Origin of the sequence: Streptomyces sp. 2-1, assembly GCF_048564895.1 — a bacterium.
GTDB classification, from domain to species: Bacteria; Actinomycetota; Actinomycetes; order Streptomycetales; family Streptomycetaceae; genus Streptomyces; species Streptomyces phaeochromogenes.
Genome location: NZ_CP183383.1, coordinates 2,078,411 through 2,100,550, shown reverse-complemented (window position 1 = coordinate 2,100,550; position 22,140 = coordinate 2,078,411). Strand labels below are relative to the sequence as shown.

Genomic DNA, 22,140 nt, shown 5'->3' with positions numbered 1-22,140 from the left:
CCCATGAGTGCGGCGGGACCCACGCGGCGCCAGGTGAAGACGTACGGCCCGCACATCGAGGGGGCGGGGGCCCGATGAGGCTGCACCGGCTGCACATCACCGCCTTCGGGCCGTTCGGCGGCTCCCAGGAGGTCGACTTCGACGACCTGTCGGCCGCCGGGCTCTTCCTGCTGCACGGGCCGACGGGCGCGGGCAAGACGTCCGTCCTCGACGCCGTCTGCTTCGCGCTGTACGGATCCGTGCCGGGCGCCCGCCAGGGCGGTTCCCTGCGCAGCGACCACGCACTGGCCACCACCCGCACCGAGGTGACCCTCGAACTCACCGTGGCCGGCCGCCGGTTGGAACTCACCCGACAGCCGCCCTGGGAGCGCCCCAAGAAGCGCGGCGCGGGCACGACGACCGAGAAGGCACAGAGCTGGCTGCGCGAGTACGACGCGCCGGCCGGCTCCTGGAAGGACCTCAGCCGCTCCCACCAGGAGATCGGCGAGGAGATCACCCAGCTGCTCGGCATGAGCCGCGAGCAGTTCTGCCAGGTCGTGCTGCTGCCCCAGGGCGACTTCGCGCGTTTCCTGCGGGCCGACGCAGAGGCCCGCGGCAAGCTCCTCGGCCGGCTCTTCGACACCCGCCGCTTCGCCGCCGTCGAACAGCGACTGGCCGAGCTGCGCCGCGCCGCGGAGACCCAAGTCCGCGCGGGGGACGCGGAGTTGCTGGCCGACGGCCACCGTATGCAGCAGGCGGCCGGTGACATCGTGGAGCTGCCGCTGCCCGACCTGTCGCCGGGCGACCCCGGCCTCGCCGAGTCCGTACTGGAATGGGCGGCGATCGCCAGGAGCACGGCCCGCGAGAGGTTCACGGTCGCCCACTGCGCGCAGGCGGCTGCCGAGTCGGCCCAGGCCGCCGCGCATCACGTACTGGAGGACGTACGCGAAGTGGCGCGGCTCCAGCGCCGGTTCGCCGAGGCGCGGGAGCGGGCCGCCCGGCTGGAGGAGCGGTCCGGGGCCCACCGGGAGGCCCAGGCGCGCATGGAGCGGGCCCGCAAGGCCGAGGCGGTGGCGCCCGCGCTCGGGCTGCGAGACGCGACGGAGGCCGAGCACCGGCGGGCGGCCGGGACCGAGGCTCGCGCGCGTGCCCTGCTGTCGGAGACCTTCGCCGACGCGGGGGCGACGGGCCTCGCGGCTGCCGCGCGGAAGGCCGCCGAGGAGCTGGGCGGGCTGGAGTCGGCCCGCCGCGCCGAGCATCGGATCGCCGAACTCGCCGACGAACGCGACGTGTTGGACCGGCAGGAGCGCGCCGACGAGGACGTGCTGCACGATGCCGGGACCTGGCTCGCCGAGTGGGACGCGACCCGGGCGGACCTGCGGACGCGTATCGAGGACGCCCAGGAGGCCGCCACCCGTGCCGAGCAGCTCACCGTCCAGCGCGAGCCCGCGCAGGCGCGGCTCACGGCCGCCCGGATGCGCGACCAGCTCGCCGGGGACACGGACGAGGCCCACGCGCGCGTGCTCGCCGCAAGGGAGCGTGCGACGGACGCGCGCGCCCACTGGCTGGACCTCAAGGAACAGCGCCTGAAGGGCATCGCCGCGGAACTCGCGGCGGGGCTGGTGGACGGCGAGGCGTGCGCCGTCTGCGGTGCCACCGAGCACCCGGCGCCCGCCCGGAAGGTCGACGGACACGTCGGCCAGCAGGCCGAGGAGACCGCGCTCGCCGCGTACCAGCGCGCCGATGAGCAGCGCACCGAGGAGGAGCGGCGGCTCGGGGTCGTCCGCGAGGCGCTGGCCGCCGCGACGGCCGAGGCGGGGGACCTGCCCACCGGGCAACTCGCCGAACTCGCCGAGGAGTTGGAGCGGCGGCACGCCGAGGCGCACGGCGCGGCTTCCGGACTGCACGCGGCCCGTGAAGCCCTGGTGCAGGCCGAGCGTGAGCGCGAACGGCGGCTCGTCGCTCAGCAGGAGGCCGCTCGCCGGGTCGCGTCCCGTGCCTCACTGCGGGACGCGCTCGATCGCGAACGATCCTCCCTGGAGGGGGAGTTGACCCAGGCCCGGGGTTCCGCGGGCAGCGTCGCCGCGCGGGCCGCGCAGCTGGAGCGGCAGGTCGCGCTGCTCACCGAGGCCGCGGACGCCGCACGGGTCGCGGCGGACACCGCCCAGCGGCTGAAGGACGCCGACGCGCGACTCGCCGACGCGGCCTTCCGCGCCGGGTTCGACACACCGTCCGCCGCCGCGGACGCCCTCCTCGACGACGCCGCCCATCGCGACCTCCAGCACCGGCTCGACGCCTGGCAGCAGGAAGAGGCGGCGGTCCGCGCGGTGCTCGCCGAGGCCGAGACGACGGCCGCCGCCGGGCAGCCGCCCGCCGACCTCCAGGCCGCCGAGCAGGCCGCGTCCGCCGCCGGCCGACGGGTGCGCGAGGCGGGCTCGGCCCGTGACGCGGCTGGCCGCCGCTGCACGGAACTGGACCGGCTGACCCACCGGGCGGGCGGTGCCGTGCGCCGGCTGGGCCCGCTGCGCGAGGAGTACGACCGTGTGGCCCGCCTCGCCACGCTCGCGGCCGGCACCTCCGCGGACAACGAACGCAAGATGCGCCTGGAGTCCTACGTCCTCGCCGCCCGGCTGGAGCAGGTCGCCGCGGCCGCGACCACGCGCCTTCAGCGCATGTCCTCGGGGCGCTACACCCTCGTCCACTCCGACGACCGGGCCGGGCGGGGCCGCAGCGGCCTCGGCCTGCACGTCGTCGACGCGTGGACCGGCCGCGAGCGGGACACGGCGACCCTCTCCGGCGGCGAGACGTTCTTCGCGTCCCTCGCCCTCGCGCTGGGCCTCGCCGACGTGGTCACCGACGAGGCCGGGGGCGTACGCCTCGACACGCTCTTCATCGACGAGGGCTTCGGCAGCCTCGACGACCAGACGCTCGACGAGGTCCTCGACGTCCTCGACTCACTGCGCGAGCGGGACCGCAGCGTCGGCATCGTCAGCCATGTCGCCGATCTGCGACGCCGGATCCATGCCCAACTGGAGGTGGTGAAGGGGCGGTCGGGGTCGGTTGTCCGGCAGGGGGGTGGCTGACCGCCCGTTCGCGTGGCGGGGGTTGGGGAATGGGCTGGGGCTGGGGCATCGGGTTCCGGTGGCCGCTGGCTGGGTTGCGTGGTCGTTGTCGCTTTCAGCGGCCGACGGGGCGTCGTGGCAGGGGTGACGAGTACACGACGCTCGTCGTCACCGAGCCGAGTGTGCCGATCTTGCCCGAGACCTCTTCCAGGTGGCTCATCGAGCGCGTCGCGACCTTGATCACGAAGCAGTCGTCGCCCGTGACGTGGTGCGCCTCCAGGATCTCGGGCGTCGCGGCGACCAGGTCGTGGAACGGCTTGTAGTTGCCGTTCGGATAGCGCAGCCGCACGAAGGCCAGGATCGGCAGGCCCAGGCTCTCCGGGTCCACGACCGCCGCGTAGCCCTGGATGACGCCTGCCTCCTCCAAGCGGCGCACGCGTTCGGTGACCGCGCTCGCGGACATCGAGACGGCACGTGCCAGCTCGGCGAAACTGGCCCGGCCCTCGCGCTGGAGGACTTCGAGAATGCGCCAGTCGGTGGCGTCCGGGGAATACGCGGTCATGGTCGAGGGATAGCAGGGAAATCCCTGGCGGATCAAGTGCAGGGCCGTGGATCGCTCCTTCAGGAAGTGGATCGGCGGCCGTAGATTTCTGGTCATGGAGTCCCGCGCAGACGGTGCAGACAAGGCACCGGACCGAACGTCGTGCGACGGCGACGGCGACGGCGTCGGCGGGACCGGGAGGGAAGGCCGGACCATGACCGCGACCAGCACCACCACGGGCGGCGCCCGCACAGACGGCACTCGCACCGACGGCACCGGGACCGACGGCATCCGCACCGACGGCACCATTGCCGTGAACCCCGTTCTGCGAGTCGCCCCGGCGTCGCCCGCCGTGGCCGCCGCCTATTTCGGTGCGAGCCTCGCCTTCCACGCCGACGTGTCCGACGTCGCCGCCGCGCTGGCGGCGGACGGCGACCCCGGCTTCGTCGTCCTCGACTCCCGTTCCACGGAGTCCTGGGACCAGGGACACGTGCCCGGCGCGGTCCACCTGCCCACCGCGCTCATCCCCGGGCAGGCGGAGCAACTCCTCGACAAGGCCGTGCCGGTGGTCACGTACTGCTGGGGTCCGGGCTGCAACGGCGCGACCCGTGCGGCCCTCGCCCTCGCCGAACTCGGCTTCCAGGTCAAGGAGATGCTCGGCGGTTTCGAGTACTGGGCGCGTGAGGGCTTCGAGTTCGAGACCTGGGAGGGCCACGAGCGGCGCGCCGCCGACCCGTTGACCGCCCCGGTCGGCGCGGAGGACTGCGGCTGCTGACCGCCGTACCGTCGGCGTCGGGGCGTCGTACGGACTCAGTCGTGTATCACCTCGCCCGGAGTGCAAAGGAATCGTCAATTCTGGGTCGCCGCGCCATGTAACTTCTGGGCATGGCGAGTTACGTGGGTCCCAGGTCGGTCGAGTGGGTGGAGTCGGGCGGTGGACCGCTCATAGCGATACCGGAAGTGGTGCTGCCGTTCTGGACGGGGGCCGACGGCGACGAGCTCGCCTCCGACTACGACAGGGCGTGCGAGGTGGATGGCTCCGTCGGACTGCTGCCGGTCGGCAACACCACCGCCCTCGTCCTGGGCGACGATCCCGCCGCGACGGCGTATCTGCCGGAGCACGGCACCTTCGTACGGTGGTGTGCCGGGGAGTCCGAGCGCGAGCTGCTGGCCGGGGTTCCGGCCGCCCTCGCGGGCGCGGCGTGGGAGCGGGAAGTGCACTGGGAGATCCCCGGGCCCGTCGTGCTGTTCGACGCGGCATGGCCGGGGGAGGAGTCGACGAAGACGGGGCACCTGCGGATCGAGCTCGCCCCGGGGCGGTACGCGGTACGGGCGGCGCATGCCGAGCCGGGGCCGGAGACGTGGATCGGGCTTGTGCAACTCAGGCCGCTCGGGCAGTAGGGCGTGGCCCTGGGCCATGACGCGTGGTCTCGGGCAGTGATGCGCGGCCTCTAGCGAATGACGCATGGCTTCGGCCACTGCTGGATGGCTGCGCCGAGTGATGGATGGCCTCGTCCAGCGATTGGGGGCGGGCCGGCGGACCCGCCCCGGTCGAGGGGTGGGTGAGGGCCGGGCGTGATGTCCCGGCTGCCGTGCCTGGCGGTCCGCTCGCAGCCGCTTGAGCGAGCCGAATCGCCCAACCTGTGTGAGCCGAATTCGTCCAGCCCGCGTGAGCCGAATCTTCCGGCTTACGGGCCGAGTCGCGCCGCCCGTCGCGGAAGGCGCGAGCCGAATCGCGCTGCCCCCCGCGGAAAATGACATGCGGCGCGGCATCGCCGCCGCCCATCATGGTCCGCCATGCCACCCCAACTCCCTTCTCCCACACCCGAAGCGCTGCGCCGCGACCCCCTCCCGCTGCGTGGCCGTACCGCCCTGGTCACCGGCGCCAGTCGACGCGGAGGGATCGGTTACGCCGTGGCCCGACGGCTGGCCGCCTACGGAGCGAGTGTGTACGCGCACCACCATGTACCGCACGACGCCGCCATGCCCTGGGGCGCGGACCGCCCCGAGGAGGTGGTCGCCGGAATCCGCGAGGCGCTGGCCGATCCCGAGGCGCGGGTCGTCGACGGGCCGGGCGACCTCTCCGACCCGGCGGCCCCTGCCGAACTGATCGCCACGGCCGCCGACGCGCTCGGCGGACGGATCGACATCCTCGTCGCCAACCACGCGCTGAGCGGCTCGGACGGCCCGCTCGACACGATCGACGCGGCGATGCTCGACGCGCACTGGGCCGTCGACACCCGTTCCGTGATCCTCCTCGTCCAGGCCTACGCCCGGTTGCGCGCCGCTCTGCCGCCGCGTACGGCGGGTGGGCGTGTGGTGATGATGACGTCGGGGCAGGACATCGCGGGCGGCATGCCGGACGAGATCGCGTACGCCCTGCAGAAGGGCGCCCTCGCCTCGGTCACCCGCTCCCTGGCGACCACGCTCGCCGAGCACGCGGTGACCGTGAACACCGTGAACCCCGGTCCCGTCGACACGGACTACATGACGGGCGACGACTATGCGGCCGTGGCCGCGATGTTCCCTGCCGGGCGCTGGGGAATGCCGGACGACCCCGCGCGGCTCATCGCCTGGCTCTCGACGGACGAGGCCGAGTGGGTCACCGGGCAGGTGATCGACTCGGAGAGCGGGTTCCGGCGCTGAGGGGTGCCCCGAGATGGGGTCCGCCGATGTGTGGTTCGTCGACCGGGCTCAGCGCACTCGACTGCGTTGCGCCGAGCCCGGTCGCCGTTCCCGTCAGAGCAGGGACAGCTCGTCCACCAGGTCGTCCAGGCCCAGTGAACCCTGGGACAGGGCGGCCATGTGCCAGGCCTTCGCGTCGAACGCGTCGCCGTGGCGCTTCCGCGCGTTCTCACGGCCCAGCAGCCAGGCGCGCTCGCCGAGCTTGTAGCCGATGGCCTGGCCGGGGATGGAGAGGTAGCGGGTCAGCTCGCTCTCCACGAAGTCCGCCGGGCGGCTGCTGTGCGCGCCGAAGAACTCCTGCGCCAGCTCGGGAGTCCAGCGCTCGCCCGGGTGGAAGGGCGAGTCCGCCGGGATCTCCAGCTCCAGGTGCATGCCGATGTCGACGATGACGCGGGCCGCGCGCATCATCTGGGCGTCCAGATAGCCGAGCCGTTCCTCGGCGTCCTTGAGGTAGCCGAGTTCGTCCATCAGGCGCTCCGCGTAGAGCGCCCAGCCCTCGCAGTTGGCGCTGACGCCGCCGATGGTCGCCTGGTAGCGGGAGAGGTTCTCGGCGACATGCGCCCACTGCGCGAGCTGGAGGTGATGGCCGGGGACGCCCTCGTGGTACCAGGTCGACACAAGGTCGTACACCGGGAAGCGCGTCTGTCCCATCGTCGGCAGCCACGTACGGCCGGGGCGTGAGAAGTCCTCCGACGGTGCCGTGTAGTAGGGGGCCGCGGCGCTGCCCGGCGGGGCGATGCGGGACTCCACCTTCCGTACCCGCTCGGCGAGTTCGAAGTGCGTGCCGTCCAACTCCTCGATGGCCTGGTCCATCAGGCTCTGCAGCCACTCGCGGACCTCGTCGACGCCCTCGATGTGCCTGCCGTGCTCGTCCAGGTGCGCGAGCGCGACCCACGGGGTCTCGGCGCCGGGCAGGACCTTCTCGGCCTCCTTCTTCATCTCGGCGTGGAGCCGGTGGTACTCGGCCCAGCCGTACGCGTACGCCTCGTCCAGATCGAGATCCGTGCCGTTGAAGTACCGCGACCAGCGCGCGTACCGCTCGCGGCCCACGGTGTTCGGCGCGCCCTCGATCGCGGGCGCGTACACGTCACGCATCCAGTCGCGCAGGGCGACGACGGCGGCGGTGGCCGCGCCTGCGGCCTCGTCGAGTTCGGCCCGCAGGGTCCCGGGGCCGGCCGAGGCGAAGTCCTCGAACCAGCCGCGGCCCGAACCGTCGGTGTCCGACCATTCCGTGAGCTGCTCGATGAACGTCGCGGTGGGGCGCGGGCCCGCGTACAGCTTGCGCTCCAGGCCGAGCGAGAGGGACTCGCGGTAGCCGTCGAGGGCCGTCGGCACGGCGCGCAGCCGCTGGGCGATGGCGGTCCAGTCCTCGTCCGTGTCCGTGGGCGTCACGGTGAACACCTCGCGCACCGCGTGCACGGAGGTGTGCATGTTGCCGACGGCCCGCAGGCTCTCCTCGGCGTCGTGCACGCCGAGTTCGGCGGTGAGCCGCTCGCGGAGCAGGCGTGCGCAGCGGCGCTCGATGTCACTGTCCGCGCCGAGCTGCCGCTCCGCCTCGTCGAGCCGCGCCAGTGTGGCGCGGGCGAGTGCCGCGAGCGCCTCCTGGCCGGCGGGCGAGGTGTCGGGCAACGAGCCCGAACTCTCCTTCACGCCGAGATACGTTCCGGTGACCGGGTCGAGGGCGATGAGCTCGTCGACGTAGGTGTCGGCGACCTCGCGGGGCAGCGGGTTCTTCGTCTGTGACATGCGGCCATCCTCATACGGGGACGGGCGATGCGTCAGCCCGGTTTACCGGGCCCGGTGCCGCGTCAGCCCGTTTTCGCCGAGGGCGTGATCGCTGGAGGCTCGGGCGGCAGCAGCGGCCCGCAGTCCCACTGCTGGAAGATCAGCCGGGTCTCGACGCGGGCCACCTCGCGGTGTGCGGTGAAGCCGTCGAGGACCAGCCGCTGCAGATCCGCCATGTCCGCGACGGCCACATGGACGAGATAGTCATCGGGCCCGGTGAGGTGGAACACGGTTCGGGACTCGGGCAGCGCCCTGATCCGCTCCACGAACGGGCCGACCAACTCCCGCCGGTGCGGCCTGACCTGCACGGACAGCAGCGCCTCCAGGCCACGCCCCAGCTTGGCCGGATCGAGCCGCAGCTGATGGCCCAGGATGATGCCGGCGCGGCGCAGACGGGTCACGCGGTCCAGACAGGTCGAGGCCGCGACCCCCACCTGTGCGGCGAGGTCGCGGTAGGTGGTCCGGGCGTCGTTCTGCAGCAGCCGCAGAAGATGAAGATCCACCGGGTCCAGTACGACAGATTCGGCCATGGCCCGAACGTAACACGGACTTCTGCTCCCATCACCCGTTGGGTGTTCAGGCTGCTGTCCATGGACTTCGGCAGCGTTGATGTACGCGACACGTGTGACGACGTAGAGGGAGCGGGCCGGGCGACGGCCGGGGAGGCGGCGGCCGGGCAGAGAAGGAGCGGCGTGTGGGGCTCGGCCCCTGAAGCCGGGCCGGGCCGGGCCACCGGAGGCTTGCGCGCGCTGGCCACCGAGGCCGTGCACGCCGGGCGGGACGATCTGGCCCGGCAGGGGCTGCACGCCGTACCGATCGACCTGTCCACGACCTATCCGTCGTACGACAGCCGGGGCGAGGCGGCCCGCATCGACGCCTTCGCCACGGACGGGGCCGAGCCGCAGGGCCCGCCGGTCTACGGCCGCCTCGGCAATCCGACCGTCGCCCGGTTCGAGACCGCCCTCGCCCGGCTGGAGGGCACCGAGAGCGCCGTCGCGTTCGCGAGCGGCATGGCCGCGCTGAGTGCCGTGCTGCTCGTACGGAACGCCATGGGCCTGCGCCATGTCGTGGCCGTACGCCCCCTGTACGGATGCAGCGACCACCTGCTGACGGCCGGGCTGCTCGGGTCCGAGGTGACGTGGGTCGACCCGGCGGGCATCGCGGACGCCCTGCGGCCGGACACCGGTCTCGTACTGGTCGAGTCGCCCGCCAACCCGACGCTCGCCGAACTCGATCTGCGGGCGATCGCCCACGCCTGCGGAAGCGTTCCGCTGCTCGCCGACAACACCTTCGCCACACCGGTGCTGCAACGCCCCGCCGAGCAGGGCGCGCGGCTCGTGCTGCACAGCGCCACCAAGTACCTGGGCGGGCACGGTGACGTGATGGCGGGGGTGGTGGCCTGCGACGAGGAGTTCGCCGGGCGGCTTCGGCAGGTCCGGTTCGCCACGGGAGGTGTGCTGCATCCGCTCGCCGGCTATCTGCTGCTGCGCGGGCTGTCGACCCTGCCCATACGTGTGCGGGCAGCCTCCGCGAACGCCGCCGAACTGGCCCGGCGCCTCGCCGCCGACCCGCGTGTCGCCCGGGTCCACTATCCGCGGCTCGGCGGCGCCATGATCGCCTTCGAGATCCACGGCGATCCGCACGAGGTGATAGCCGCCGTCGACCTCGTCACCCCGGCGGTGAGCCTCGGCAGCGTCGACACGCTGATCCAGCATCCGGCCTCGATCAGCCACCGCATCGTGGACGCGGAGGACCGCCGCCACAGCGGCGTGAGCGACCGGCTGCTGCGGCTGTCGGTGGGCCTTGAGGACGTGGAGGACCTTTGGCGGGATCTGGACGGGGCGTTGGGCCGCGGGTGAGGGTTCCGGTGGAAACGGCGGCAGGCCCGGCGAGATTCACCGGGCCTGCCGCCGTCGCGGGTCGAAGCGATCGCTCGTCTCTTCCTCAGTCCCGCACCGAGTGCTCCGGCTGGTGCTGCTGCGCCTCGTCGTACGACAGTCGCGAAGTCGCCGGTGCCGTGTCGAGGCGGGCCGTGATGACGAGCGTGCCTTCCTCGATCTGGTAGTCGAGGGGGAGGTCGAGGCCGCGCATCGCGGCGACCATGCCGGTGTTGGACGACTGCGTGACGGCGTACACACTCTCGCAGCCCGCCTCGACGGCCATCGCCACCAGCCGGCCGAGCAGCTCGCTGCCGATCCCGCGCCGCTGCCAGTCGTCCTCGACGAGCAGCGCGATCTCCGTCTCGTCGCCGTCCCACAGGAGATGCCCGAGCCCGACGATCCGCCCCGACGCGGTCTGCACGGCGAGGGTGCGCCCGAAACGGGGGCTGAGCAGGTGGTTGAGGTACTTGTCGGCGTCGCCGACCGGACCGTGATAGCGCATGCTCAGCGTGCGCGGCGAGCACCGCTCGTGCATGGCCTTCGCGGCGTCCACGTCACCGGCGTCGGCGCGGCGCACGGTGATGTCGTTGCCCCGCGGCAGCGTCAGGACGTCCTGGCTGCGCGGGACGCGCGGACCCAGCCGGGCGTCCAGCTCGACCAGTGCCCGGGCCCGCGCGAACTCGGTGGGCGTGAACGGCAGGTACGGCCGCTCCACAGTGATCACTCCGCCTTCCGGGGCACGCAGCCGCATCACAGTGTCCTCAAGTGCCCCTTCGACGGGCGCCGCTTCGTCCGCGCGATCACCGCGCACCGACCCGGCGGGCAGCGACCGGATCGTGCAACGCCCCAGCAACTGCCGCAAGGCCAATGGTAGTTCGGCCGCGTCCAGGGCCGTGCGCGTGGCCAGACCCAGTACCCGGGTGGGCGCGTCCACCAGGTCGTGGGCGTCGGCCCGCTCGATCCAGGTGCCGGCGCCGCCCGCGTGCGACACCGCCCGGGTGACGTCGGCGGCCGAGACCTCCGCGGGAACACGCAGCAGGAACTCGTCCACGGTGCCCTCGGCCAGCGGGTGCGTCTGCAGGCTGAGGATGTCGACCCGCTGTCCCGCCAGTGCCGCGCACAGGGACGCCAGTGATCCCGGCTCGTCGCGAACTGTGGTCCGCATCCGCCACAGCACGGTCTCCCCGGCGCCGGTGACGGCGACGGGCTCGGGTGCGGTCGCGTCCGCTTCGGACGCCCCGGCCCTCCGCACGGTGGCGGTCGGCCGGGAGCCGGTATCGCCTGTCGGAGGAGCATGGCCGTGGCGGTGTGACCACCATGTGTGGAATCCCGCCGTGGCGACCAGCACGACCGCCGAGATCAGGAGGAGTGTGGGGCCGTCGGGGCCGTGCCCGATGAGGTTCGCCACGGCGTCGGCCACGGCCACCGCCGTGAACAGCGCGGCCAGTTCGACGAGATCCCGGCGCCAGTGGTGGACCGGCCGACCGTTTTTCGCACGCTTCACTTGAGACATGTCTTGAGTCATACAGTCACTGTGAAGGATGGGTGTTGCGTGATCACGAACGCTTTGTGACTGATCGGTTAAGTGTGCTTCTGTACTCTTTGTTGCATTTTTTACGACTCAGGCGGCCACCCCGTGATCCAGCGTGGCGTGCAGCCGGCGGGCCTGGGTGACGAGCCGGGACGAACCGCGCCGGTCCGCAGCCTGTGCGAGATGCGCCATGTAGCCGCGCGCTCCCGTCCGTTCGGCGCACTCGGCGGCGACGGCCAGCAACTCCCCGAACCCGCGGGCGGACGCGGCGGCGCCGTCCGTCGCGAGATCCGCGAGCAGCACGGGCAGCGCGGCGCGGAGTATCTCCCAGACGGTGGCGTACGCCCCGGTCGTCGCCGCGGTCCGCACGGACTCGGCGAGCCTCAGCGGCTTCACCGCCCCGCGGCGCATCAGCTGCCCCAGATCCGCGCCGAGTCCCTCGGCGTCCAACTGCCCCCGCGCGGCCAGCACCAGCAGCGCGTCCACCGCGCTGAGCCGGTCCTCCGGGTGACGCGCGCCCAGCCCGTACGCCACACCGAGACGCACGGCCTCGCCCGCCTCGCCCGGCGCCTCGGCGATCAGCGGCAGTACGGAGGCATCGCCGCGGGTGTCCTCGACCGCGACCGAGGAGAGTTCGCGCAGCAGTCGCGCGGTCACCAGCTCCGTCCGCCCGGGCACCACCGCCAGCCAGTGGTGTCGCTCGGTCCGGTCCCAGGAGTGGGCGCAGTACGTGCGCGCCTCGAAGACACTCACGGGCCGGCCGAGCCGTCGGAACGCCGGGGGGAACTCTCCCGGCATCCCGTCGAGTTCGCCGAGGTCGAGCAGGATGCGGACCCCCGAGGTCCGTCGGCTGCTCCTGGGCATGGACGGGCCGTCGGTGGTGAGCCACAGCGCCAGCCGGTTGCCTTCCGCCGTGCCGAGTGCCGCTGCCTGTTCGGCGGCTGCTCCGGCCGCCGCGCTGTCGTCGCGCCGCACCCGGAGCAGCGCCTGTGCGAAGTCGGCGGCCCCCGCCCGGGCGCCCAGCCGGCGGTACTCGTCGAGGCGGGCCACCAACTCGTCCGGCTCCAGAAGTCCGGATCCCCAGGTGGGCGCGGCCAGCAGGAACGGCAGCGGGTCGGTGCGCAGGCGGTGGGCCGCCTCCCACAGACGGGCGTTGAAGGCGGCGGCCGGCGCGCTGTGCGCACAGGGGTCCGCGATCGGCCCGTGCTCGACGGCCTTGCGCAGCGTGGCCGTGCTCACCTGGCCGGCCAGGGTCGCGAGCACGACCTCCAGACCGCGCGGGTTGTCGCGGAAGTACCCGTCCACCAAGGTGTAATGCGGGCCGGCGTCGTCCCACCACCGTCTTGCGACCACGGGCTTCAGGGCTTCGGCCAGTGCCTCCCGGTCCCGGTACGCGTGCCGCACCAGGCCGTCCAGGGTGCGCTCGAACGTCGCCACGTCACCCCCGGACGCCAGCAGGGCGCCGACCTCCTCCGCCAGTTCGACCGCCGAGTCCGGCGCGGGCGGGACCCGAACCGGCTCGGGCGCGGGCGGGAGCAGCTCCGCATAGGGCTCCGGCACCGCTTCGGCCCTGTCCAGGCCCAGCGCTTCCGTGGCGCGCACGCGCAGGCCCGGGCACAACTCCTCGGCAGAGTCGGCCACTTCGCCCCGCACCTCCGGGGACGCCGTGGTGAGGTGGCGCTCGACCAGCTTCAGCGCGCGTTCCTGCACGTCCGTGTCCTCATGTCCGAAGGCCTGGGCCACCGCGGGGAGCAGTTCGGCCACGCTCGACGGGTCGCGCCGGAGCGCCTTCCCGAGGAGTACGAGCTGAGCCCGGACCAGCTTCTTCTCCGTGCGGAAGAGCACACCGCCGGACATCTCCGCGAGCTGCCGGGGTGTCAACTCGCCGTCCAGCGCGAGGGAGCCGAGCACCGACTGGGCGTGCGAGGCCACCGTGGACGCGGCGTCGGAGGCGAGCGCCAGCCAGTCGGCGGCCCGCTCCCGCTCTTCGTCCCGGGTCAGCTCCAGTGCCGTCAGCAGCCGCAGGAACACCCGGCAGTCGGACGGCACACCGCCGCGCAGCAGACGGGCCACACAGGCGTCGACCGTGGCCTTCCGGTCGAGGGCGCCTTCGCGGGTGAGCTGCGCGAGCGCGCTGAACCAGCTGTCCGGGCCGTCACCGAACAGCCAGTCCAGACGGCTCCCGATGTCCGGGATCTCGAAGACGGCGGCGACCAACTCCGCCGTGTACGGGTCCTGGCGAAGCCGCTGGAGGATGGTGTCACCGCGCTGCCACAGGCTGCCGACCTGCTCGATCCAGCCCACCACGTACGTCTCGCTCGTCGGCACCGGGCAGCCGGAGAGCCGTACCAGGCCCGACATCAGCTCGTACGGCACCTGGGCGAGCGGCGGGCGCTTCGCGAGCCGGTGCGCCACGTCGCCCAGCCAGTCGCGCTCCCGGTCGCCCAGCACATGGAGCAGCACTCCGGGTGACGCCTGGGACCACCGCAGGTCCGCGGCGGTGAGCCAGGTCGCCGTCCCGGCCGCTCCGGTGTGACAGGCGGCCCCCGCCGCGTGCAGCGCGGGATACGCCTTCCGGGACGCGGCGTCCCAGGGCGCGTCCCGCAACTCCTTGCGGAGGTCCTTCAACGCGGGCAGACAGGCCCGTCGTTCGGCATCCGTCATCCCGTCCAGCAGCCCCGCGGCCTCGCCCATCCGCCCCGCCCGCACAGCCCCCAGCAACGCCTCACTCGCCGACACCGCACCGCTCATCGCGCACCCCCGTCGATCAGAACCTCAGTCTGTCCGGCCACCGCTCCCCGGCGCGCCATCCGCACGGCCAGTGCGTGCTTGCACGGCCCGCGCCCTCCCCGGTACTTGGCCCACCACACGCAACTGCAGCTCAGCACTCCCGCGTCGTCGCGCACCCGGTGCGCGTGCCCGTCCAGCGCGGTCACCGTGCCGAGCGCGCCGTCCAGGACCACCGCGCCCTCCGCCACGAGCGCCAGGGCGGCCCGCAGACGCGGGTTGTGCCGCTCCACGCGCCCGGCGTCGTAGGGCAGTTCGCGGTGGAAGTAGGCCGCTTCCGCCGTGTCGTACCCCACCCGCCCCGAGGTGCCCAGCCGGACCAGGGCGGCCCGTACGCGCTCCGCCGGCAGGCCCGAGGCGGCGGACAGGTCCCCGACGTCGATCCGGGGCTCCCAGGCGAGGAGCACCGAGATCAGCTCGGCGTCCTCTGCGGCCTCGTCGGTGGCCAGCGCGTCCAGGACGCCGCCCTCACCGGAGAATCCCCGCGAAGCCTCCGGCGACAGCGTCAGCGTGAGCCGCATCCCGGGCAGCACGACCTCCCAGGCACTGGCCGCCGCGGTGGCCCCGGCGAGCGAAGGACCGTACACCCGCAGCGCCGTCGCATGGCGGAGCACCCTTTGGAGGGCGATCAGGCGCTCCGGGCCCGGCAGGCACACGGCTCCGGGCACGGGCCTGGTCGTGGGCCGCAGACCCCGTCCGGCCGGCACGACCCACCCCGCGCTTCCGGAGGCGCCACGCGCCGTGGAACGGGGCAGCGACCGCAGGAACCGCACAGCCTCCGCCGCGGGCAGTTCGGCCCGCAGGTCGAAGCCGGCCGCTATCACCTGGGCCTCGGCGAACCCCCGCAGCCACCGGTCCGGCAGCGGCACCTTCTTCTCCACGACCGGCCCGTCAAGGGTGGTCACGGCCATCTCGTCCGGGCCGACGCGCAGATGCAGCGGATCGTCCGAGCCGATCCTCGACAGGGCTTCCCGCAGCGGGTTGTTGACGTCGACGTTCGTCGTGCCGTGGCCCACCTCGCCGCCGTCCAGGCCCGTGTCCAGCACGTCCAGCCGCGCGTACACCCCACCGCACCCGGAGAAGGACTCGAAGCGGAGCCGGTCGCCGTTGCCCGTGACCACCGGGTCCAGCGAAGCGAGCAGCTGCCGCTGGTAGTACCGCGCACCCGCCACGTCGGCCACCGCGAGCAGACCCGCCGAGGCGACCTGAGGTGAGGTCAGGAAGCCCGCGAAGAACCGCGGATGGTCCTCGACACCACGGGGCGTCGCACCCCGGGAGGTCTCAAGTCCCAGGCGCCGTCCGCCCGGTGCGGACTCCAGCGCGGAGGGTTGGGTGTAGGTCACGGCCTGTGAGGATCGCGTCATGTGAAAACCGTAGAGGCGACCACTGACAATCGGCTCTGACCTGCGAAAACCCAAGAAATGAGCCAACAGCCGTGCCGCGCACCGGGGGATGACTCCGGTACGCGGCACGAGGTTCGAGGCTACGGGACCTGCGCCCCAGCGCAGACGCGAATCTGCAGACGCGAATCCGCGGATGCGCCCGGACGCGAACTCGCCGGCTCCCGCTCGTGAGCGGACCCGCCGACCCGTTCGTACACGGGCTCGCGAACTACTGCCCCACACGCCCCGGCTGCAGCACCTTCGTGAACAGCACCGAACCACCCGTCGCCCGCAGACGGACCGTCAGTTCGCCGCTGTCACCGTCGATGTCGACCTCGCCGAAGTACTGCGGGGACTCCATCGGCGAGACGTTCGCCCTGTCGGGTGCCTTGACGAAGACCCGGTCAGGACCGAACGTGCCGTCCAGCGCGTTCGCCTGGAAACCGCCCGCGGCGAGCGGACCGGAGACGAACTCCCAGAACGGCGCGAAGTCCTTGAAGGCCGCGCGCGACGGGTCGTAATGCTGCGCCGAGGTGTAGTGCACGTCCGCCGTCAGCCACACCGTGCCTGTGATCTTGCGGTGCTTCACGAACCGCAGCAGCTCCGCGATCTGGAGCTCGCGGCCGAGCGGCGCGCCCGGATCGCCCTGCGCCACGGCCTCGATGTCCGTCGCGCCGTCCGGCACGACCAGACCGAGCGGCATGTCCGAGGCGATCACCTTCCATACGGCGCGCGACCGTGCCAGCTCCCGCTTCAGCCAGACCAGCTGCTCCGCGCCCAGGATGCCGTTGGTGTCGTCGGGCTGGCGGTCCGGGGAGTTGGCGTTGCGGAACGTACGCATGTCGAGCACGAACACGTCCAGCAGCGGACCGTGGCGCACGACGCGGTGCACCCGGCCGTCCTCGCCCGTGGACGGGAGCGTGGAGATCGGGAAGTACTCGCTGAACGCCTTGCGGGCACGGGAGGCCAGCGTGTCGACATCCTTCACCGTGTAGCGGGCGTCGGTGAGGATCTCGCCCGGGTACCAGTTGTTGACGACCTCGTGGTCGTCCCACTGGGTGATCGTCGGAACCTGCGCATTGAACCGGCGTACGTTCTCGTCGAGCAGCGAGTAGCGGAAGTTGCCCCGGTACTCGGCGAGGGTCTCCGCGACCTTGGACTTCTCCTCGGTGGTGACGTTCCGCCAGACACGGCCGTCCGGGAGCGTCACCGACGCCGACAGGGGGCCGTCCGCGTAGATCGTGTCGCCGCTGCACAGGAAGAAGTCCGGGTTCAGGCGGCGCATCTCCTCGTACGCGTAGAGGCCGCCGATGTCCGGGTTGATGCCCCAGCCCTGGCCCACGATGTCGCCCGACCAGAGGAACCGGACGCCCTGGCGCCGCTTGGCGGGGGCGGTCCGGAAGGTGCCGGGAACGGGCTCACCGGTGCGGCGGTAGTCGTCCGGGTCGGCCAGCGTCACCCGGTAGTGGATCTGCTCGCCCGCAGGCAGACCGCGCAGCGGGACCGTACCCGTGAAGTCGGTGTCGGCGCCCAGGAGCGGGCCGTGCCACCGTTTCGCCCTGTGGAACGACTCGGTCGCGGAGGTCTCCACGATCATGCGCGCGGGACGGTCGGAGCGCACCCAGACGAGGCCGGAGTTCGTGGTCACGTCTCCGGCCTGCACACCCCACTGCGCCTTCGGCCGACCCGACAGGGCGAACGCGGGGGCCGTGCCCACGGAAGAGGGCAGGGCGAGCGCCGCCGACGCGGCGAGCGAGCCGCGCAGGACGCTGCGGCGGCCGGGGAACGGGTTCGGCGGGCGGTGTGACATGGGACGCCTCCTGGGACGGGTTCGACCAGTGTGCAGGGCCAGACTTACTGGTGTGCCGCAGCGCGCACACAAACCACAAGTGAACAAACACGATCCGCTCCGCTGGGTTGGGCCGGGGGGTGCGGGTGGGAGGGCGGGGTGAGGTGCGTGGGGGCTGGTTGCGCAGTTCCCCGTGCCCCTTCGGGGGTGAGGTTTGTGGGTATGTGCCGCATGCCGTGGGCTGAGTGCGCAGTTCCCCGCGCCCCTTACGGGGCCGGTCTCACCGCCGTCGCCATCAGGCGCACGCCCTCTTGGATGCGTGTCGGAGAGACGTGGGCGTATCCGAGTACCAGGCGTACGACGTCGTCCTTCGTCGGTGCGCGTGTGTAGTCCGTGAGGGGGCGGACGGCGATGTCGGCCGTGGTCATGGAGTTCAGGAAGTGGTCCTGCGGTCCGTAGCGGTCGGGCAGGGTGGCGATGACGTGGAGGCCGGCGGCGATGCCGGAGATCTCCGCGCCGGGGAAGTGGTCCTCCAGGGCCGCGACGAGCGTGTCGCGGCGCTCCTTGTACGCGCGCTGGCAGCGGCGGAGTTGGCGGTCGTAGTCGCCGCGCTCCACGAAGCGGGCGAGCAGGGCCTGGTCGACGACAGGGTTGCCGAGGTCCATCGTGCGCTTGCGTTCGACGACCTCCTCGGCCAGCGCCGCCGGTACCAGCAGCCAGCCGAGCCGCAGCCCGGGTGCCAGGGACTTGCTGACCGACCCCGTGTACGCGACGTGCTCCGGGTCGAGTCCCTGAAGGGCGCCAACGGGAGCCCTGTCGTACCGGAAGTCCCCGTCGTAGTCGTCCTCCACGAGCAGCCCGTCCATGTCGCGTGCCCAGTCGAGGAGTTCGGCACGGCGCCGCGCGGAGTACGCGATCCCCGACGGGAACTGGTGCGCCGGCGTCGTCACCACCGCCCGCACTCCTGACGCCCGGAGGGGCCCGATGGCCAGTCCTTCGTCGTCCAGGGGCAGCGGTACGGTGCCGATGCCCGCCGACGCGTACAGGGTGCCGTGCTCCGGGCTCGCGGGATCCTCCACGCCGACGGTGCGCACCCCGCGCGCGTGGAGCGCGAATCCGAGCAGTGTCATCGCCTGTGCGACACCGGAGACGACCATCACCCGCTCCGGATCCGCGACCACGCCCCGGCGACGGGCCAGCAGCTCCGCGAGAGCCGTACGCAACTGGGGCAGCCCGCGCGGGTCCGGGTATCCCAGTGTGTGGTGCGGCAGTTCGGCGAGCACACCGCGCTGCGCGGCCGACCAGGCGGCGCGCGGGAACAGCGACAGGTCGGGGGTGCCGGGCAGGAAGTCGGCCCGGGCGCCGGGGGAGCGGGGCGCGAGGTCCCGCGCGCGGGGCAGGGCGGCCCGGACAGCCCCACCGACCCACGTCCCGGCACCCCGGTCGCTGCGCAGATAGCCCTCCGCGGTCAACTGCTCGTACGCCTCGGTGACCAGGCCCCGGGACACCCCGAGATCGGCGGCGAGTTCACGGCTGGACGGCAGCCGCGTGCCGGACGCCAGCCGCCCCGAACGGACCGCCTCGCGCAGCGCGGCCTGCAGCGAACGGCCACGCGCGCGTGCCGGTGCCGAAGCGGCCGGCAGGAGCAGCTCCCACGCGGCGGCCCACTCCGCCGCTCCGGGCGTATCCGGATTGGTCCCCGATGACGTCATGGAAGTGGACCTTAAACCGGGCCGCCGCCCTTCATAGCGTCACGGGCATGAACGCCACCACCACCCGCGGGGCCCTGCTCGCCGCCCTCGCCTGCGTCCTCGTCGGAGGCTCCTTCACCGCCAACAGCGTCCTGGGCCACTACCCGTACGCGGGCGGCCAGTTCCTCCGCTACGGCCTCGCCTGTCTGCTGCTCCTGCCGCTGGTCGGACGGGGCGGCGCGGCACCCCTGCGCGCCCTGACGCCAGCCCAGTGGACACGGCTCGCGCTGCTCGCGGCCGTGGGCATGGTCGGGTTCAACCTCGCCGTGATCGCGGCCGAACGCTCCGCGGAACCCGCGGTACCGGGTGTCTTCGTAGGCTGCGCCCCGGTCGTCGTGGCCGTTCTCGTACCTCTACTGGAGGGCCGTCGGCCCCAACGGATCGTCCTGTACGGGGCGTTGCTCGTGGCCTGCGGTGCCTTCGCCGTGCAGGGGTGGGGGCGCGCCGACGGAGCCGGAATCGCCTTCTCCTTGTGCGCGCTCGTCGGAGAGGTCGGCTTCGCGGTGCTCGCCGTGCCCGTGCTGCGACCGCTCGGGCCGCGGCTGCTGTCCGCCACCGTGTGCGCAGTCGCGGCCGTGGAGTCGGCGGTGGCCGGGGTGGTCGTCGACGGCCGCGCCTGGCTGCGGACACCCGACACCACCGAGACCGCCGCCCTGCTGTGGCAGGCGGCGATCGTCACGGTCATCGGCTTCGTCTGCTGGTACATGGGCATGCAGCGCATCGGCGCGGAGCGCGCCACGCTCTTCTCCGGGCTCATCCCCGTCGCGGCGGCCTGCACGGCCCCAATCGTCGGAACGGGCTCCTACGGGCCGCCCCAGGCCGTCGGCAGCGCCCTGGTCGGTGCCGGAGTCGCCCTGGGATCAGGTGCGTTGAGCCGGTGGACGCGAGGCAGGTCAGCGGCTGCCGTCCAGGACGACCCGGGCGACCAGCGCCGGATCGTCGTTCATCGGGACGTGCCCGCAGCCGGGCAGCCGCACCAGCCGGGCCCGCGGAATGATCTGCTTGGCCCGGATCCCCTGGCGGCGCACCAGAATCCGGTCCCGGGTGCCCCACGCGACGGTGACGGGAAGTCCGGGGACGTCGTCGGAGAACTGCACCGAGCCACCGGCCCTGAGCGTCTCGGCGAATCCCTGGGCATTGGCCAGCGCGAGGGTCTCGGCGACGACCGCCTCGGGTGAACGGCGGCCCGGGCGCGCGTAGATGCTGCTGGTCAGCACGGTGCGGCCGGCCGCCGACCGGGACAGGCGCTCGACCATCGGCAGCGGCATGCTCCGCGCGGCGGCCCGCATCGCCTGCAGCAGACCGAACGCGTACCGCCGCTCGACGGGGGACCAGAACCCTGCGGGTGACAGCGCGGTGACGGACCGTACGAGCTTCTCGCGGCCCAGCTCCAGGGCGAGCAGCCCGCCCAGGGAGTTGCCCGCCACATGCGGCCGGTCGAGGTCCAGCGCCTCGCACAGCCCGCTGAGCGCGGCGTTCATCGTCGGCAGGTCGTGGGCCAGTCCGTCCGGGAGCGCGGGCGACTCGCCGAAGCCGGGCAGGTCCACCGCGATCACGTCGCGCTCGGCCGCCAGGATGTCGACGACCGGGTCCCAGGCCTGCCGGTGGTGGCCTATCCCGTGCAGCAGCAGGAGCGGTTCGCCGCTGCCCACGCGCGCGTACGCGAGGGTCACGGTCCGCGGGCCATGCGGAGAGGGGACGCTGAAGGAGACCGTGGCGGACATGGAGCTGCTCCTCGTCTGATGACCGGCTGACTCCTAGACAGCTTGTCAGCAATTGCTACCCGCGGGTAGCCCCTGGATGCCGCCAACCTCCCGGGCGTACGGCCCTCGACGCCTTCCGCGCACCCCCGACGGGTCTCGTATGCAGGCCACAGTGTGCGGGACCACCCGTTATTCGCCTGGACACGACCCGACACGTCGGGTTGGGATGGTGCGGTGGCTACCGACACCTTGACCGAGGTCTTCGAAGAACACCGGCCCGTCCTGACGGGCGTCGCCTACCGCATGCTCGGCCGGGTGGCCGACGCCGAGGACGTGGTCCAGGAGGCATGGCTGCGCTGGTCCGGCGCCGACCGCTCCGACGTACGCGAACCGCGCGGATACCTGGTGCGCGTCACGACACGGCTCGCCATCGACCGGCTGCGGCTCGCCCAGTCCCGCAAAGAGGCCTACGTAGGGCCCTGGTTGCCCGAGCCGTACGTCACCGACTTCGGGGCCACCGTCCCCGACACGGCGGAGCAGGCGGTGCTCGCCGACTCCGTCTCCCTGGCCGTTCTCGTCGTCCTGGAGTCCCTGTCGCCCCTGGAACGCGCGGTGTTCGTGCTCCGCGAGGCCTTCGGCTATCCGTACGCGGACATCGCGGTCACGCTCGACCGCAGCGAGTCCGCCGTGCGGCAGCTCGCCGGGCGGGCCCGTCGGCACGTCGAGGAGAAGCGGCCGCGCTACGAGGTGGACCCCGCCGAGCAGCGCGATCTCACGGAACGGTTTCTCGCCGCCGCGACGGAGGGCGATATCGACGGGTTGATGTCCCTGCTGGCGCCCGACGTACGCCTGGTGGGAGACAGTGGCGGCCTGGCCCAGGCGCCGCTGCGGGTCCTGGAGTCGGCCGACAAGGTGGGCCGCTTCATCGCCGGAATCTCGAGGAAGGGCGTTGCGGACGCATCGTTCCGCTTCCTGGAGGTCAACGGCGGACCGGCACTCGTGGTGCTGTCCGGCGACAAGCCCGACAGCGTCCTCCAACTGGACGTCGTGAACGGCCGGATCCAGTGCGTCTACATCATCCGCAACCCTGAGAAGCTGCTGTCGCTCGCCGTCGACTGACACGCTCCGCCCGGCCCGAGCCCCCGTCCATCAGACGGGGGCTTTGCCTTTGTGTCACGAATACGGCGCATCGCGAACGCCGTATGAACGCTCTGTGCAAACACACCTGTGCGAGCTGTAACGGATCGAGGATTGGTCTTGACCAA

At 72.6% G+C, this 22,140-nt stretch carries 15 protein-coding genes and 1 pseudogene; 7 read left to right on the top strand and 9 right to left on the bottom strand.

What is annotated here, in order from left to right; all coding sequences use genetic code 11:
- The first annotated feature begins 74 nt into the window (after positions 1 to 74).
- Complete coding sequence (locus ACN20J_RS09210) at positions 75 to 3,062, top strand: AAA family ATPase (RefSeq protein WP_419665679.1); 2,988 nt, start codon at positions 75 to 77, stop codon at positions 3,060 to 3,062.
- Between the two features lie 94 nt (positions 3,063 to 3,156).
- Here ACN20J_RS09210 and ACN20J_RS09205 read toward each other — a convergent pair whose 3' ends face one another.
- Positions 3,157 to 3,603: an Lrp/AsnC family transcriptional regulator gene (locus tag ACN20J_RS09205; protein WP_143644218.1), complete on the bottom strand. Its 447-nt coding sequence runs from the start codon at positions 3,601 to 3,603 to the stop codon at positions 3,157 to 3,159.
- A gap of 193 nt (positions 3,604 to 3,796) precedes the next feature.
- Here ACN20J_RS09205 and ACN20J_RS09200 point away from each other — a divergent pair, with 193 nt between their 5' ends.
- The 3 genes from ACN20J_RS09200 to ACN20J_RS09190 all read left to right on the top strand — a co-directional run bounded on the left by ACN20J_RS09200 (position 3,797) and on the right by ACN20J_RS09190 (position 6,228).
- Complete coding sequence (locus ACN20J_RS09200) at positions 3,797 to 4,357, top strand: rhodanese-like domain-containing protein (protein ID WP_419665678.1); 561 nt, start codon at positions 3,797 to 3,799, stop codon at positions 4,355 to 4,357.
- A gap of 110 nt (positions 4,358 to 4,467) precedes the next feature.
- A complete protein-coding gene (locus tag ACN20J_RS09195; protein WP_419665677.1) occupies positions 4,468 to 4,983 on the top strand; it encodes an immunity 21 family protein in 516 nt (171 codons plus the stop codon).
- Between the two features lie 396 nt (positions 4,984 to 5,379).
- Positions 5,380 to 6,228 carry an SDR family oxidoreductase gene (locus ACN20J_RS09190; RefSeq protein WP_190231732.1) on the top strand — a complete coding sequence of 283 codons (849 nt, stop codon included), beginning with the start codon at positions 5,380 to 5,382 and terminating at the stop codon, positions 6,226 to 6,228.
- A gap of 93 nt (positions 6,229 to 6,321) precedes the next feature.
- Here ACN20J_RS09190 and ACN20J_RS09185 read toward each other — a convergent pair whose 3' ends face one another.
- Complete coding sequence (locus ACN20J_RS09185; RefSeq protein WP_419665676.1) at positions 6,322 to 8,013, bottom strand: DUF885 domain-containing protein; 1,692 nt, start codon at positions 8,011 to 8,013, stop codon at positions 6,322 to 6,324.
- Positions 8,014 to 8,075: 62 nt separating this feature from the next.
- On the bottom strand, positions 8,076 to 8,582 hold the full coding sequence (locus ACN20J_RS09180; RefSeq protein ID WP_190231730.1) for an Lrp/AsnC family transcriptional regulator: 507 nt from the start codon (positions 8,580 to 8,582) through the stop codon (positions 8,076 to 8,078).
- A gap of 60 nt (positions 8,583 to 8,642) precedes the next feature.
- On the opposite strand from ACN20J_RS09180, the gene ACN20J_RS09175 reads away from it, so the two are divergent.
- Entirely contained in the window at positions 8,643 to 9,911 is a 1,269-nt protein-coding gene (locus ACN20J_RS09175; protein ID WP_419665675.1) for a trans-sulfuration enzyme family protein, read from the top strand.
- An 85-nt stretch (positions 9,912 to 9,996) separates the two neighbouring features.
- Here ACN20J_RS09175 and ACN20J_RS09170 read toward each other — a convergent pair whose 3' ends face one another.
- The 5 genes from ACN20J_RS09170 to ACN20J_RS09150 all read right to left on the bottom strand — a co-directional run bounded on the left by ACN20J_RS09170 (position 9,997) and on the right by ACN20J_RS09150 (position 19,133).
- On the bottom strand, positions 9,997 to 11,445 hold the full coding sequence (locus ACN20J_RS09170; protein ID WP_259333992.1) for a GNAT family N-acetyltransferase: 1,449 nt from the start codon (positions 11,443 to 11,445) through the stop codon (positions 9,997 to 9,999).
- Positions 11,446 to 11,553: 108 nt separating this feature from the next.
- Positions 11,554 to 14,214: a DUF6493 family protein gene (locus ACN20J_RS09165; protein WP_361908742.1), complete on the bottom strand. Its 2,661-nt coding sequence runs from the start codon at positions 14,212 to 14,214 to the stop codon at positions 11,554 to 11,556.
- Positions 14,211 to 15,614, bottom strand: coding sequence for an SWIM zinc finger family protein (locus ACN20J_RS09160; RefSeq protein ID WP_419665674.1), 1,404 nt, complete (start codon positions 15,612 to 15,614; stop codon positions 14,211 to 14,213). Before ACN20J_RS09160 ends, ACN20J_RS09165 begins: the two co-directional genes overlap by 4 nt.
- A 247-nt stretch (positions 15,615 to 15,861) precedes the next feature.
- Positions 15,862 to 17,442 carry an alkaline phosphatase D family protein gene (locus ACN20J_RS09155; RefSeq protein ID WP_419665673.1) on the bottom strand — a complete coding sequence of 527 codons (1,581 nt, stop codon included), beginning with the start codon at positions 17,440 to 17,442 and terminating at the stop codon, positions 15,862 to 15,864.
- 245 nt (positions 17,443 to 17,687) lie between these two features.
- Entirely contained in the window at positions 17,688 to 19,133 is a 1,446-nt protein-coding gene (locus ACN20J_RS09150) for a PLP-dependent aminotransferase family protein (RefSeq protein ID WP_419665672.1), read from the bottom strand.
- Between ACN20J_RS09150 and ACN20J_RS09145 the strand changes: the two are divergent.
- A pseudogene (locus tag ACN20J_RS09145) lies at positions 19,124 to 19,969 on the top strand (EamA family transporter); the annotation flags it as partial. The gene ACN20J_RS09150 and the pseudogene ACN20J_RS09145 overlap by 10 nt on opposite strands.
- Positions 19,970 to 20,065: 96 nt before the next feature.
- On the opposite strand, the gene ACN20J_RS09140 reads toward ACN20J_RS09145, so the two are convergent.
- A complete protein-coding gene (locus tag ACN20J_RS09140; protein ID WP_079052777.1) occupies positions 20,066 to 20,896 on the bottom strand; it encodes an alpha/beta fold hydrolase in 831 nt (276 codons plus the stop codon).
- Positions 20,897 to 21,109: 213 nt separating this feature from the next.
- On the opposite strand from ACN20J_RS09140, the gene ACN20J_RS09135 reads away from it, so the two are divergent.
- Positions 21,110 to 21,994, top strand: coding sequence for an RNA polymerase sigma-70 factor (locus ACN20J_RS09135; RefSeq protein WP_189843864.1), 885 nt, complete (start codon positions 21,110 to 21,112; stop codon positions 21,992 to 21,994).
- Positions 21,995 to 22,140: the final 146 nt, after the last annotated feature.

Bases quoted from the DNA above. Each gene is read 5' to 3' on its own strand.
- ACN20J_RS09210 (WP_419665679.1), top strand. From the start codon at position 75: ATGAGGCTGCACCGGCTGCACATCACCGCCTTCGGGCCGTTCGGCGGC.
- ACN20J_RS09205 (WP_143644218.1), bottom strand. From the start codon at position 3,603: ATGACCGCGTATTCCCCGGACGCCACCGACTGGCGCATTCTCGAAGTC.
- ACN20J_RS09200 (WP_419665678.1), top strand. From the start codon at position 3,797: ATGACCGCGACCAGCACCACCACGGGCGGCGCCCGCACAGACGGCACT.
- ACN20J_RS09195 (WP_419665677.1), top strand. From the start codon at position 4,468: ATGGCGAGTTACGTGGGTCCCAGGTCGGTCGAGTGGGTGGAGTCGGGC.
- ACN20J_RS09190 (WP_190231732.1), top strand. From the start codon at position 5,380: ATGCCACCCCAACTCCCTTCTCCCACACCCGAAGCGCTGCGCCGCGAC.
- ACN20J_RS09185 (WP_419665676.1), bottom strand. From the start codon at position 8,013: ATGTCACAGACGAAGAACCCGCTGCCCCGCGAGGTCGCCGACACCTAC.
- ACN20J_RS09180 (WP_190231730.1), bottom strand. From the start codon at position 8,582: ATGGCCGAATCTGTCGTACTGGACCCGGTGGATCTTCATCTTCTGCGG.
- ACN20J_RS09175 (WP_419665675.1), top strand. From the start codon at position 8,643: ATGGACTTCGGCAGCGTTGATGTACGCGACACGTGTGACGACGTAGAG.
- ACN20J_RS09170 (WP_259333992.1), bottom strand. From the start codon at position 11,445: ATGTCTCAAGTGAAGCGTGCGAAAAACGGTCGGCCGGTCCACCACTGG.
- ACN20J_RS09165 (WP_361908742.1), bottom strand. From the start codon at position 14,214: ATGAGCGGTGCGGTGTCGGCGAGTGAGGCGTTGCTGGGGGCTGTGCGG.
- ACN20J_RS09160 (WP_419665674.1), bottom strand. From the start codon at position 15,614: ATGACGCGATCCTCACAGGCCGTGACCTACACCCAACCCTCCGCGCTG.
- ACN20J_RS09155 (WP_419665673.1), bottom strand. From the start codon at position 17,442: ATGTCACACCGCCCGCCGAACCCGTTCCCCGGCCGCCGCAGCGTCCTG.
- ACN20J_RS09150 (WP_419665672.1), bottom strand. From the start codon at position 19,133: ATGACGTCATCGGGGACCAATCCGGATACGCCCGGAGCGGCGGAGTGG.
- ACN20J_RS09140 (WP_079052777.1), bottom strand. From the start codon at position 20,896: ATGTCCGCCACGGTCTCCTTCAGCGTCCCCTCTCCGCATGGCCCGCGG.